This is a genomic window from Paenisporosarcina sp. (genome assembly GCF_049671445.1).
In the GTDB taxonomy this organism is placed as follows: domain Bacteria; phylum Bacillota; class Bacilli; order Bacillales_A; family Planococcaceae; genus Paenisporosarcina.
The window spans coordinates 1-14209 of record NZ_JBATUX010000064.1; the positions used below are offsets into that span (position 1 = coordinate 1).

General features: G+C 38.9%; 10 protein-coding genes, 1 other RNA gene and 1 other annotated feature. Of the genes, 9 read left to right on the forward strand and 2 right to left on the reverse strand.

Annotated elements, in window-relative coordinates; genetic code table 11:
* Positions 1-15: 15 nt before the first annotated feature.
* Positions 16-1578: an SH3 domain-containing protein gene (locus WBG45_RS08195; RefSeq protein WP_424413615.1), complete on the reverse strand. Its 1563-nt coding sequence runs from the start codon at positions 1576-1578 to the stop codon at positions 16-18.
* 116 nt (positions 1579-1694) lie between these two features.
* Positions 1695-1933, forward strand: a binding site (T-box leader).
* A gap of 57 nt (positions 1934-1990) precedes the next feature.
* Here WBG45_RS08195 and hisS point away from each other — a divergent pair.
* From hisS to WBG45_RS08215, 4 genes are all read left to right on the forward strand, one after another.
* Positions 1991-3283 (forward strand): histidine--tRNA ligase, encoded by a 1293-nt coding sequence (hisS, locus tag WBG45_RS08200; protein WP_424413617.1) that lies wholly within the window; start codon positions 1991-1993, stop codon positions 3281-3283.
* Positions 3280-5052: an aspartate--tRNA ligase gene (gene aspS / locus WBG45_RS08205; protein WP_424413618.1), complete on the forward strand. Its 1773-nt coding sequence runs from the start codon at positions 3280-3282 to the stop codon at positions 5050-5052. The genes hisS and aspS overlap by 4 nt, the downstream gene beginning before the upstream one ends.
* A gap of 58 nt (positions 5053-5110) precedes the next feature.
* Positions 5111-5295: non-coding RNA, 6S RNA (gene ssrS, locus WBG45_RS08210), on the forward strand.
* A 96-nt stretch (positions 5296-5391) separates the two neighbouring features.
* The gene (locus WBG45_RS08215; RefSeq protein ID WP_424413620.1) at positions 5392-6156 is read left to right on the forward strand and encodes a tRNA threonylcarbamoyladenosine dehydratase; all 765 of its coding nucleotides are present in this window, start codon (positions 5392-5394) and stop codon (positions 6154-6156) included.
* Between the two features lie 451 nt (positions 6157-6607).
* Here WBG45_RS08215 and WBG45_RS08220 read toward each other — a convergent pair whose 3' ends face one another.
* Positions 6608-7897 carry a replication-associated recombination protein A gene (locus tag WBG45_RS08220; protein ID WP_424413622.1) on the reverse strand — a complete coding sequence of 430 codons (1290 nt, stop codon included), beginning with the start codon at positions 7895-7897 and terminating at the stop codon, positions 6608-6610.
* A 135-nt stretch (positions 7898-8032) separates the two neighbouring features.
* Between WBG45_RS08220 and cymR the strand changes: the two genes are divergently transcribed.
* The 5 genes from cymR (at position 8033) to WBG45_RS08245 (ending at position 14060) form a co-directional block, all read left to right on the forward strand.
* The gene (gene cymR, locus WBG45_RS08225) at positions 8033-8452 is read left to right on the forward strand and encodes a cysteine metabolism transcriptional regulator CymR (RefSeq protein ID WP_024534419.1); all 420 of its coding nucleotides are present in this window, start codon (positions 8033-8035) and stop codon (positions 8450-8452) included.
* A 124-nt stretch (positions 8453-8576) separates the two neighbouring features.
* Positions 8577-9719, forward strand: a complete 1143-nt coding sequence (locus tag WBG45_RS08230) for a cysteine desulfurase family protein (protein ID WP_424413624.1) — start codon at positions 8577-8579, stop codon at positions 9717-9719.
* 93 nt (positions 9720-9812) lie between these two features.
* Complete coding sequence (gene mnmA / locus WBG45_RS08235) at positions 9813-10934, forward strand: tRNA 2-thiouridine(34) synthase MnmA (RefSeq protein WP_424413626.1); 1122 nt, start codon at positions 9813-9815, stop codon at positions 10932-10934.
* Between the two features lie 18 nt (positions 10935-10952).
* Complete coding sequence (locus WBG45_RS08240) at positions 10953-11609, forward strand: tetratricopeptide repeat protein (protein WP_424413627.1); 657 nt, start codon at positions 10953-10955, stop codon at positions 11607-11609.
* A 27-nt stretch (positions 11610-11636) separates the two neighbouring features.
* Positions 11637-14060 (forward strand): ATP-dependent RecD-like DNA helicase, encoded by a 2424-nt coding sequence (locus WBG45_RS08245; protein WP_424413628.1) that lies wholly within the window; start codon positions 11637-11639, stop codon positions 14058-14060.
* The last annotated feature ends 149 nt before the right edge of the window (positions 14061-14209 follow it).

Consider the following 14209-nt stretch of genomic DNA (forward strand, 5'->3'; position numbering starts at 1 on the left):
TCTCGGACGAGTTTTTTAGTTTGCTTGAGTATCAAAGAAGTTGACGACACCATTATAAATCCCTAGAGTCGCTTGCTCTCTGAATTTTTCAGTTGTTAACGTTCTTTCTTCAGAGGGATTACTTAAGAAACCAAGTTCAATCAAAATGGCTTTCTGACGATTTTCCCGAAGAACTAAGTAGTTACCAGGCTGAGCTCCGCGGTCACGCAAATTGATTTTTTCTCCAAGAGATCTATGAACACTTTTTGCAAGTTCTTTTTGGTAGCCATGCATGTAATACGTAGTGAATCCATTTATTGAACTGCTATCAGTAGCATCGTAATGAACGCTAATAAATGCATCTGCTGCTAATTGGTGGCCAATTGAGACACGTTTACGCAAATCAACATAGACATCTGAATCTCGTGTCATGACGACATTAGCGCCTGCAGAACGAAGTTTACTAGCTAATGATTCAGCTGTACGAAGCGTAATACCTTTTTCATGTGTGCCGCGTGCGCCAGTCGTTCCACTGTCATTGCCACCATGGCCAGGATCAATAACAAGTGTTAGGCCATTTAGAGTGCCTTTTTTTCGGTTTACTTTCGACTGTTGTTTTTCAGTTTCTTTTTTAGGTGCATTTGTAGAAACAACCCAGCTAGCTACAAATGCTTTTGAACCCTTCGGTAATTTAACTTGGTACCAATCACCACTTTGTGCAATGGTTTCGAATGATTCACCAGCATTCGCTCGATAGACTACCTCACTTGAAGTGGAAGGGGAAGATCGTAAGTTTGTACCATTGTATACAATTGAAACTTTTTTCGATATTGAATTTTTTGGCTGTTTTTCCTGCGATTTTTCAGGAGTATTCCCATTAGATGCAACTAGAGTTCCATAGAAAGAATAAACCCAACCTGTTTTTTTACCAGGTAGTTCGATTTTTACCCAGTTATGTTGCTTTTCAAGGACTTTAAAACGTTCACCTTTTTTTACAATCATCACTTTCTTTGCTGTCAAGTCAGGTTTAGAGCGAACATTTAAGCTATTCACAGAGACTTCAAATTGATTACTATTGTTCACTTTTGGTGTAGTAGTCTGTGTCTTGTTCGTTTGAATAGTTATGTATTCTTTTGCGACGTAACCTTTAATTTGGTTATAAGAAATTTCGACCCATTTGCCATGATTCGCGATAAGTTTCGCTTGATCACCAGCTGACATTTGTGTAAGCACAGCAGCACCAACCGAGGCTTGTGAACGAACATTTAGTCGGTCAACTTTGGACACAATGAGTTGTTCAGATTGTCTGGCTTTTTGACCTAGTTGTTTGGTGTACCATGAAGCCACCCAACCTTCAGCAGATCCACGACGCACTTTAGTCCATTCACCTTGTTTTTTGAGAACACTCATTTGATCTCCCATTTTTAGAGAGCCAATAATTGGATACGCAAGACCAGGGCCAGATCTCATATGGAGGTTTGATACGGTCGATTGAATATTTTCACCATTGGCATGTGTAAGTGAAGGGAGAATTAGAGATAATAATAGAATAAGTCCAATAAAAATTTGTGCATTTTGTCGAAGTTGAAATTTTCGCATAAAATACCTCCTTGTGTACATTGTAAAGACTGTTCAGCAAAAAGACTATAACTTTTTGAGAAAAGGTTGACATCTTATTGTTCAGTCATTAAGATAAGGTATAATCTGAATCAAACAAAGTGCCAATGACCAAGAAAGTAACTGTTTAACACGCTGTTAAGAGAGGGAAAGACGTGGCTGAAATCTTTCCTACAGAAGCACTCAGTGAACAACACTTGAAAGGCTTTTCGTCGAAATACTCTTTGAAGTAATGTAGGCGAAAACGGGACCGGCCGTTATCCGGATTTGAGAGGACACGAACTTTGTGTCAACTAGGGTGGAACCGCGGAAGCTTACAAAAGCTCTCGTCCCTTGCGTATGTGCGCAAGGGGCGGGAGCTTTTTTATATTGATATAAGAAAGGAGCCATTAATATGTCGATTAATGTGCCAAGAGGAACAAAAGATTTATTACCAGGTGAAACTGAAAAGTGGCAAGCAGTTGAAGAACTTATTCGTGATACTTGTCGATTGTTTCAGTACAAAGAAATTCGAACGCCGATTTTCGAGCATACTGAACTTTTCACGAGAAGTGTTGGTGACACAACCGATATCGTCCAAAAAGAAATGTACACATTTACCGATAGAGGAGAGCGCTCATTAACTTTACGTCCTGAAGGAACAGCTCCCGTTGTTCGCTCTTTTGTCGAAAATAAATTATTTGGTTTAGCAAATCAACCCGTAAAACTATATTACACAGGACCTATGTTCCGCTATGAACGTCAACAAGCAGGTCGCTATCGTCAATTCGTTCAATTTGGAGTTGAAGCAATTGGTAGTAAAGATCCAAGTATAGATGCAGAAGTCATGGCACTAGCAATGAGTGTGTATCAAAAAGCTGGATTGAAAAAGATAAAGTTAGTAATCAATTCGCTAGGTGATACCGAAAGTCGACAAGCACACCGTGGTGCATTAATTGCGCACTTCTCACCGCATATTGAAGAGTTTTGTTCGGATTGTCAAAATCGATTAGAAAAAAACCCATTACGTATTCTTGATTGTAAAGTGGATCGTAATAATCCTTTACTGGCTACAGCGCCGAATTTACCAGATTTCTTAAATGAAGATTCTGCTGCATATTTTGCAAAAGTTAAACATTACCTAGAAATTTTAAACATTAAATATGAAGTCGATCCAAATTTAGTTCGCGGACTCGATTACTATAATCACACTGCTTTTGAAATTATGAGCGAGGGTGAAGGGTTCGGTGCTATCACTACACTTGCTGGTGGTGGTCGCTATAATGGTTTAGTTGAAGATTTAGGTGGTCCAGAATCTCCGGGTATTGGTTTTGGTATGAGCATTGAAAGATTGTTATTAGCTTTAGAAGCAGAAGGAGGGAATTTTGAAAACCTTCCTACACTTGATGTCTATGTAGTGGCAATGGGTGAAGCAGCGAAAGATAAAGCAGTGTCATTTGTCTCACAGCTACGTCAAAACAATATCTCCGCAGAAATGGATTATTTAGATCGTAAAATAAAAGCCCAAATGAAATCAGCTGATCGTTTAAATGCTAAGTTTTCGGTTGTAATCGGGGACAATGAGCTTGAAACGGGCAAAATTTCATTAAAGTACTTAGCGAATGGTAATCAACAACAATTGACGTTTGAAGAAATAGTCGAAAACTTTACTGAAATCGCATCTAAAGCAACGGAGGAATTAGCATGACAAAACGTACACATCCATGTGGAGAAGTAGCAGAACAAGCAATTGGGCAACAAGTCGTATTAAAAGGATGGGTTCAAAAAAGACGTGATCTTGGTGGACTTATTTTTGTGGATCTTCGTGACCGCACAGGAATCGTACAAATCGTTTTTAATCCAGCCATTTCAGCAGAAGCATTAGCAGTTGCAGATAGCTTACGCAATGAGTATGTAGTTGAAGTAACGGGTGAAGTAGTTGCTCGTCAAGAATCTCAAGTGAATCCAGTCATGAAAACTGGACGAATTGAAGTGCAAGCTTCACAAGTGACCATTATTAATGAAGCTAAAAACCCACCATTTGCTATAGAAGACCAAAGTGATGTTGGGGAAGACTTACGCTTAAAATACCGTTATTTAGATCTACGTCGTCCAGTGATGTATGACATTTTAAAAATGCGTTCTGATGTATCAAAATCGATTCGTCGATTTTTAGATGAAGAAACATTTATTGAAGTTGAAACACCTATTTTAACGAAATCAACACCAGAAGGAGCACGTGATTACTTAGTTCCAAGTCGTGTGCATGACGGAGAATTTTATGCGTTGCCACAATCACCTCAATTATTTAAACAAATGTTGATGGTGTCTGGATTTGATAAGTATTACCAAATCGCTCGTTGTTTCCGCGATGAAGATTTACGCGCAGACCGTCAACCTGAGTTCACACAAATAGACATGGAAATGAGTTTCATGTCTATGGATGACATTTTAGAAATGAACGAACGCATGATGAAAAAACTCTTAAAAGATGTTAAAGGAATTGACATTGAAACTCCTTTCCAACGCATGAAATACACTGAAGCAATGGACCGTTTTGGTTCAGATAAACCAGATGTCCGTTTTGGTTTAGAGTTACAAGATGTTTCTGCTCTAGTAAAACAATCATCATTTAAAGTGTTTGCTGGAGCTGTTGAGAGTGGCGGACAAGTAAAAGCAATTAATGTTAAAGGCAAAGCTGACAACTATTCACGTAAAGACATCGATGCTCTAGGTGAGTTTGCCGGAAGACATGGTGCGAAGGGTCTTGCTTGGCTAAAAGTTGATGCAGAAGGACTAAAAGGACCAATTGCGAAATTCTTCGAGGGCGAAGCAGGAGAGAAATTAGCTCATGCACTTCAAGCTGAAGCAGGAGACTTATTATTATTTGTAGCTGATAAAAAATCAGTTGTAGCTGATTCACTGGGAGCTCTTCGTCTGAAATTAGGAAAAGAACTTCAATTAATTGATGAAAGCAAGTTTGCATTCCTGTGGATAATTGACTGGCCGTTGTTTGAATATGACGAGCAAGATGGTCGTTACTACGCAGCTCACCATCCATTCACAATGCCATTTGTAGAAGACATCGAATTAATGGATACTAATCCTGCAGAAGTACGCGCACAAGCATATGACATGGTGTTAAATGGCTATGAACTCGGTGGTGGATCACTACGTATTTATTCACGCGACATTCAAGAAAAAATGTTTAGCATCCTTGGATTCTCTAAAGAAGAAGCAACCGCTCAATTTGGCTTCTTACTCGAGGCTTTTGAATATGGAACGCCTCCTCATGGTGGTATTGCATTAGGTCTTGACCGAATTGTCATGTTATTAGCAGGACGTACAAACTTACGTGACACGATTGCGTTCCCGAAAACTGCTAGTGCAAGCGACATTTTAACAAAGGCACCAAGTGCTGTTTCAGAAGCTCAATTGAAAGATTTATCTTTAAAAGTAAGTATTCAGAAAAGTTAAATATAATAGGATTAGATAGTTGTATTCTAAAAATGGATATGATACTATACAGGTAACACGAATCCTGATGTGTTCGTTAATTGCCACATCGATTTTGACCGAACTATTTTATCGTAGGGAATCCTCCTTTTGTAATGGCAAACATGCCCCCAGGGGACCTTTAAAGTTATAAAGTGGATACCCACCTGCTGTGTGCGGGTTCAAAACGATACGCTTCATAATGACGGCACGATTGGGATTCGTCCTACATTATGTATAATCCCTCTAGCTTTTTTCGAGCTAGGGGGTTTTTATTGAGTATAATCCCGACTAAAACGATACAGATTGTGAGGGCATTACATGTTACATCAGTTTTCTCGAAATGAATTAGCAATAGGTTCAGAAGGTGTTGATCTTCTTAAAAATACAACAGTTGCCATTTTAGGTATAGGTGGCGTTGGGTCATTTGCAGCCGAAGCATGTGCAAGAAGCGGTGTTGGAAAGATCATATTGGTAGATAAAGATAATGTCGATATTACTAATATTAATCGCCAATTAGTAGCGTACACTTCAACCGTAGGGCGTTCGAAATCAGCAGTCATGAAAGAACGAATTTTAGATATTAATCCTCAGTGTGAAGTACATGATTTACACATGTTTTATACCGAAGAAACATATGAGGAGTTCTTCAGCCACAATGTGGATTATGTAATTGATGCTTCCGATACGATTATTTATAAAATACATTTAATGAAAGAATGTTTAACACGTGGTGTGAAAATTATTTCAAGTATGGGTGCAGCAAACAAGACAGATCCTACTCGATTTAAAATTGCAGATATTTCAAAAACATATACAGATCCATTAGCGAAAGTCATTCGCAAAAAACTGCGTAAAGAAGGAATTTACAAAGGGATTCCGGTTGTCTTTTCAGATGAAAGTCCAATCATAGTCAGAGAAGATGTCGTAGAGACGGTTGGAAAACCAGATGCAAAAATTCGTAAAGCGAAGATGCCACCATCATCAAATGCCTTTGTTCCTTCTGTAGCTGGATTAGTAGCAGCGAGCTGGGTAATAAATGACATAACAAAAGAAATTCCAGTTAATCGAGTGCGTACGAACTAGAACTAATGGAAGGCGACCAGAAATGGTCGTCTTTTTCGTTGATTTCATGTGAAATGACTGGTTAAAAGGAGCGGGTTCAAATAGTTAGGACTATTTTTGTGGTTTCGTTGCAACTTTCTTCATTTGGTTGCAACTTTCACGATTTGGTTGCAACTTTTCTTTTTTCGTTGCAACTTTCAAGATTTCGTTGCAACTATCCAAATATCTCCTAATTCCCACTCGATTCTCTCGCAAAAAAGCAGGCCATCGCGTAAGCGTTGGGCTGACAAATTAAGATTCTCCAATTGTTAATGAAGCTGATGTTTTAATCAACGTCCATTTTTAATCTGTTGCTCTAAAGTCGCAACTTTTGTGTTTATTTTCTCAACTATCCAATTCCCTCCTAATTCCCTCCTAATTCCATGCCGCCTTTCCAAACCAAAAAAAGAAGTAAATCGCTACTCCCAGCGATTTACTTCTTCTTTTGTTTAAAGCTCTCTAACTTTTGATAAATACCAGCGAGTTTCTTTTCTTCGCCAGCTAAAACCGGGTCATAGTATTTCGTTCCGACCAAGTTATCTGGCAAGTACGTTTGATTGACCCAACCGCCGAACGAACCAATCGGCGTATTGTGTGGATACTGATATCCTTCGTGACCAAGAGCGGCCGCTCCGGCGTAATGTGTATCTTTTAAATGACTTGGAATATCGCCGACTTTACCTGCATGGATGGAAGCAATAGCGGCATCAATTGCTTTGTATGCAGAGTTTGATTTCTCCGATAAACACATTTCAACAACGGCATTTGCTAATGGAATACGGGCTTCAGGAAGTCCTAATCTTTCTGCAGCTTGAATACTTGCGAGAACATGAGGACCTACAGCAGGATTCGCAATCCCGATATCTTCGTATGCCATCACGAGTAGACGTCTTGACACAGCAACTAAATCACCATTTTCAAGCAGATGTGCTAAATAATACATCGCTGCATTTACATCGCTTCCTCGTACGGATTTTTGCAAAGCGGACAATAAGTTGTAGAAATGAGAACCTTTTTTGTCTCCAAAGACCCCGATACGGTCCACCAAGTTTTGAAGTAATGCATCGTCAACGACGGTGACACCGTCTTCTTCATCAGAAGCAGAAACGACAGATTCTAGTATGGTTAACGCTTTTCTAGCATCGCCATTTGCGGATTCCGCAATTTTTAATTGTTGCTGTTGTGATATTTCAATCTTCTGTCGTCCAAGGCCGCGCTTGTCGTCACTCAAAGCACGTTGTATAAGTTTTAATAAATCATCTGACGTTAATCGTTTCAGTTGTTTAATTTCCCCGCAACGAGAACGAATGGCAGGATTCACATCATGAAAAGGATTTTCAGTTGTCGCTCCGATCAACACAATCGAACCATTTTCAACGTGAGGGAGGAGGGTGTCTTGTTGTAGTTTATTGAAACGATGAATTTCATCCAAAAACAATAACACTTTTCCAGTAACGCGTGATTCATTAACAACGTCTTCAATATCCTTTTTGCCTGAACGAGTAGCATTGAGCGCAATAAATGGAAGATTACTAGTTCCGGCGATAGCATAAGCAAGAGATGTCTTGCCAATTCCTGGTTCACCATACAACAACATGGACGGAACATGTCCATTTTCTATCATTCTATATAAGGGTGTGTGTTTACCAATAATGTCTTGTTGACCAGCGATTTCATCTATTTTATGTGGTCTCATTCGATAAGCAAGTGGTTCGTTTTGCAATCGATGCACCTCCTAAATTCGTACATTTGTTCTCTATTATACGTGGTCACTTGTGAAAAGTCATTTCAAAGGCGATTAGTCGGAAATGTGCTATACTATGTAAATGAATTTAGAGGATTTATAGAGGTGAATAACGTGAGAATTTCGACAAAAGGTCGATATGGTTTAACGATCATGATTGAACTGGCCAAACAATTTGGAGAAGGTCCTGTGCCACTCCGTAAAATAGCATCAGAAAATGATTTATCCGAGGCGTATTTAGAACAATTAGTCTCTCCACTACGTAACTCTGGACTTGTAAAGAGTGTCCGAGGGGCACACGGTGGATATAAGCTATCAAAACCCCCACATTTAATTTCTGCTGGGGATGTTATTCGTGTTTTAGAAGGACCGATTCAACCTGTTGAAGGCATTGAGAACGAAGCTCCTCCACAACGAGAATTATGGTCACGCATTCGAGATGCAGTGAAGACTGTATTAGATACGACGACAATCGAAGATTTAGCCAAATACAGTGAATCCCCGTCTGATGATGGCTATATGTTTTATATTTAAATTTTTATTCAAAAAGAAAAGAGACGCGGAAATAGGATCTTTATGACAATAACAAGCTAATCCTGCTGTTTCCTTTTGCAAATGTAATGGGCGACTTTTTGAATAATTAATAAAGGAGTACGACATGAATAGAATCTATTTAGACCACGCAGCCACTTCACCCGTACATCCACAAGTAATTAAAAAAATGATGGAAACCATGGAGCAAACGTATGGCAATCCCTCGAGCATTCATGCGACTGGTCGTGAAGCGCGGAAACAATTAGATAACGCAAGACAATTGTTAGCAAGTAGCATCGGTGCGAAAGACCAGGATATTATTTTGACAAGTGGCGGGACGGAAGCCGATAACTTTGCGATTTTTGGTACCGCATTTGCTAGAAAACATGAAGGTTCACATATTATTACTTCTCAGATTGAGCATCATGCGGTTCTTACAGCATGTGAAAAGCTTGAGAAGGAAGGATTTGATGTCACTTATTTACCTGTAAATCCACAGGGAAGAGTCTCTGTCGAAGATGTGAAACAAGCATTACGTGACGATACCATATTAGTGACCATCATGCTTGGTAATAACGAAGTGGGTACTATACAACCAATTCAAGAAATTGGCGAATTATTAAAAGATCACAAGGCAACGTTCCATACAGATGCTGTTCAAGCATACGGATTGCTACCAATTTCAGTTGATCAATTACAAGTCGATCTATTATCAGTTTCATCACATAAAATTAATGGTCCTAAAGGGATTGGGTTTTTATATCAACGAAAAGGAACGAAGTTATCACCGCAATTCTTTGGCGGGCAACAAGAGCGAAAGCGTCGTGCTGGAACTGAAAATGTTCCGGGTATTTTGGCGTTTGCTGAAGCAGTTTCTATCTCGCAACAATCGATGGAAGAAAAACGCGAACAATATCATCGCTATAAAAATGAAATGATTTCAATTTTTGGACAAGCTGAAGTTGATTTTAAAGTAAATGGTGATGAACAATTAATGCTTCCACATATCCTGAATATTAGCTTTGTAGGTACCGACGTCGAATCACTACTCGTTAATTTAGATATGGCGGGATTGAGTGTTTCGAGTGGTTCAGCATGCACAGCGGGTTCAATTAATCCTTCTCACGTGCTAGTCGCTATGTACGGCGAAGAGGCAAGTGAATTACGTAATTCTATTCGCTTTAGCTTTGGCTACGGGATAACGGATGCGGAAGTAAAAGAAGCGGCTATTATAACAGCTACTATAGTCAAACGACTTGTGAAATAGAAAGAATCTTCAAAAGTCCGCTCAAAATAGCATGTTGATTTATTTTGATGCTCCTTTTTAATAAAAAAATATAAAATAGAAAAGGTGAAAATCATGCAACAACTAAAAGATCCTGCAAATACACGTGTCGTTGTTGGCATGTCGGGTGGTGTTGATTCATCCGTTGCGGCTTATTTATTAAAACAACAAGGTTATGATGTAATCGGAATCTTTATGAAAAACTGGGACGACACTGATGAAAACGGTGTATGTACAGCTACTGAAGATTATGATGATGTTATTAAAGTATGTAATCAAATCGGTATTCCTTATTATTCGGTAAACTTTGAAAAACAGTACTGGGATAAAGTATTCTCTTACTTCTTAGAAGAGTATAAAGCCGGTAGAACGCCAAATCCTGACGTAATGTGTAACAAAGAAATTAAGTTTAAAGCGTTCTTAGAGCACGCGGTGAGTTTAGGCGCTGATTATTTAGCGACTGGCCATTACGCTCAAGTAAAAGAAGTAGATGGGGAAACTCAACTTCTTCGTGGACTTGATAATAACAAAGATCAAACATACTTTTTAAATCAATTGTCTCAAGACCAATTATCAAAAGTTATGTTCCCAATTGGCCATCTTGAAAAGAAATTGGTTCGTGAAATCGCTGCAGAAGCGGGACTTGCAACAGCAACTAAAAAAGATTCTACTGGAATCTGCTTTATTGGTGAGCGCAATTTCAAGGAATTCTTAAGCCAATATTTACCGGCTCAACCTGGTGAAATGGTAACGATGGATGGCGTGAAAATGGGACGTCATGACGGATTAATGTATTACACAATCGGTCAACGTCAAGGTTTAGGCATTGGCGGAGCAGGAGATCCTTGGTTTGTTCTTGGGAAAAATCTCGAAAAAAACGAATTACTTGTTGGGCAAAATATACACCATGAAGCGTTATTTTCTGATCAATTAACGGCAGTAAATATGAGCTTTACAACAACTGAACCAAAAAACAAAACATTCTCATGTACAGCTAAATTCAGATACCGCCAAGAAGACATTAAAGTAGAAGTAGAATTAACTCCTTCTAACGGAGCCATTATTACATTTGCTGAACCAGTGCGCGCTATTACACCAGGTCAAGCTGTTGTTTTATATGATGGGGACATTTGTTTAGGTGGCGGTACAATCGATGAGGTTATGAAAAACGGAAAAAAATTAACTTACGTTGGTTAATGGATTAGGAGTGAGACGATGAATGAATTAGAACTTGGCATTGCAGCCATTCAAAATAAGGATTATGAACAAGCAGTGGTGCATTTTAATAACTCTATTGAAGAAGAACCAAATAATCCACTAGGTTATATTAACTTTGGGAATTTGTTAGCTCGAATGAACGAAACAGAACGAGCGGAGCGTTTTTTTCAAAAGGCAATTACACTTGACCCAACGGCAGCTACTGCATTTTATGGGCTAGCCAATTTGTATTATGAACAAGAACGTTATGAAGAGGCAGCAAAACTCTATGAAAAATCAATTAAATTTGAAATTCAAGGTGCAGATGCTTACTTTATGTTAGGTAAATGTTTCGAACGTTTAGAAAATCCGAAACTTGCACTACCGTATTTACAGCGAGCTGCTGAACTTGACCCAACTGACGTTCAAATCCGCTTATCTTATGGTATTGGATTAGCTGCTTTAGAAATGTTTAAAGAAGCTGAACCTGAATTTATGTATGTAATTCTTGAAGACGTTAACAATGCAGATGCACATTACAATCTAGGTGTTTTATATGCGGTATCTACAGATCGCACTGATGATGCGCTATATCATTTAAAACAAGCGTTCACTTTGCAACCAAACTTCGATCAAGCTCGTTATGTACATGACATGATTGCATTAAGAAAATAACGATTACTATTTTAGGAGGCGACAGTTTTGCCAAATCAAATCGATTTATTTCAAAAAGAAGAGATGTTTATTAAAGGCAAACCTGTCGTCACTATTTTTCATAACTCCACTAACTTATTCTCCATTGTCAAACTCAAAATCGATGAGACAAATTCAACCTACGAAGACAAAGAAATTATCGTAACCGGTTATTTCCCTCAATTAATGAATGAAGACAGCTATCGATTTACAGGACAAATTAAGCAACATCCAAAGTATGGAACACAGTTTCAAGTTGAAACGTTTGCAAAAGACGTTCCTGAAACTGAACAAGGCATTATTCATTATTTATCGAGTGATTTGTTCCATGGAATTGGTAGAAAAACAGCTGAAACCATTGTTAAAAAGCTTGGCAAAGATGCGATTCGACTAATTTTAGATGACCCTGAAGCTCTTGATGTAGTTCCTAGGCTTGCAAAAGAGAAAAAAGAGACGATTCGCTATACACTTGAACAAAATCTTGGGTTAGAACGTGTCATGATTCAATTGAATGGATGGGGTTTTGGACCACAGCTTGCTATGCGTATTTACCAAACTTATCGCGAAGAAACAATCGATGTGCTAATGAAAAATCCTTTCCGACTTATTGAAGACGTTGAAGGTGTTGGGTTTCATCGTGCGGACGAACTAGGTTCAAAATTAGGTCTTACTGGTAAACATCCTGATCGTATTAAAGCGGCTGTTTTCCATTTATTAAATGCAGCTTCTCTTAGTGACGGTCATGTTTATTTACATGCAGAACAGATTTTGCCAAACGTTAAACAATTACTCGAGTCTAGTCAATTTGAAGAAGTTCCTTTTGACGCGATTTCAAACGCATGTATTGAATTGGTTGAAGAAGGAAAATTAGCTGGCGAAATGTCACGTTTTTACTTACCATCATTGTATTTTTCAGAAGTTGGAATCGCCTCGAAACTCGAAACATTGCTGACGGAACAACAAGAAAGAACTGGTTTTCCTACATCTGAAATAAGAAAAGCATTGGGAGATGCTGAAGAGCGACTAGGTGTTACGTACGCAGAAACTCAAATTGCTGCGATAGAACTCGGTATGAACGCTTCAGTCATGCTATTAACTGGAGGTCCAGGTACAGGGAAGACGACGGTTGTTCGTGGACTAGTGGAAGTATACGCAGAATTACATGGCTTAACTCTCGATCCTAAAGACTATGCGAAAAAGCAAGAACCTTTCCCGATTATTTTAGCAGCGCCAACGGGTCGTGCCGCGAAGCGTCTAAATGAATCGACAGGTCTACCGTCTATGACGATACATCGTTTACTCGGCTTTACCGGACAGGAAAAGGAAGAAGAATCTGAAAGAGATATTAATGGCAAACTCATCATCATTGATGAAATGTCGATGGTCGATACATGGCTAGCACATCAATTATTAAAAGCTATTCCTGAAGGTGCTCAAGTTATTTTTGTGGGTGACCAAGATCAATTGCCCCCGGTTGGACCGGGTCAAGTCTTGAAGGATTTACTCGCTTCAAAACGCATCCCAACTGTAGAGTTGACAGATATTTACAGGCAATCTGCCGGCTCATCGATTATTGAACTAGCGCATCAAATGAAAAAGGGTCAATTGCCGCCTAATATTACCGCAAAGACGACCGATCGTTCCTTTATTAAAGCTGGACCGGAACAAATACCGAAAGTTGTGGAACAAGTCATAAAAAGTGCCTTAGCCAAAGGCCATACAATTAAAGAATTACAAGTCCTAGCTCCTATGTATAAAGGTCCGGCTGGAATTGATGCATTAAATAAAATGATCCAACAGATGGTTAATCCAAATGATACGCAAAAACGTAAAGAATTAGTGTTCGGGGAAACCACGTATCGGATTAACGATAAAGTATTGCAGCTCGTTAACCAACCGGAAAGTCAAGTGTATAACGGCGATATGGGTGAAGTTATTAGTATTTCTAAAGCGAATGAAAATGTTGAAAAACAAGATATGATGGTTGTGTCATTTGAAGGCATTGAAGTGACCTATCAACGTAATGATTTAGGTCAACTAACCCTTGCTTATTGTTGTTCGATTCATAAATCTCAGGGAAGCGAATTTCCTATTGTTATAATGCCGGTCGTCCGTAGTTACATGAAAATGCTTCGCCGCAATTTGTTGTACACAGGCATTACGCGAGCGAAGAATTTCTTGATTCTTTGCGGAGACGCAGATGTTTTTAAATTCGGCATCGAACGGACTGATGATTTGGCACGTTTAACTTCACTTAAGGATCGTTTGAGTGAAGAAAATGTACCAGTCACCGAACCGATTGTCGAAGACGAAGATACGAGTGAAAATGAAGGGCCAGTATCCTTGACGGCCAGCAATCACTTGAAAATTCATCCGCTGGTTGGTATGAATGGGACTACGCCATATGACTTTTTAGAAGAAATGGCTGAATGATGAAAAGTTGTATAAAAAACACACGTTTATTTACATGAATTGTATTTAAACGTGTGTTTTTGTTATGATTACTATTGATAATTAATTGGGAATCCGAGGTAGGAGAGTGGATTTATGGAAATTAATTATTTTGTAAAATTGACTAAACT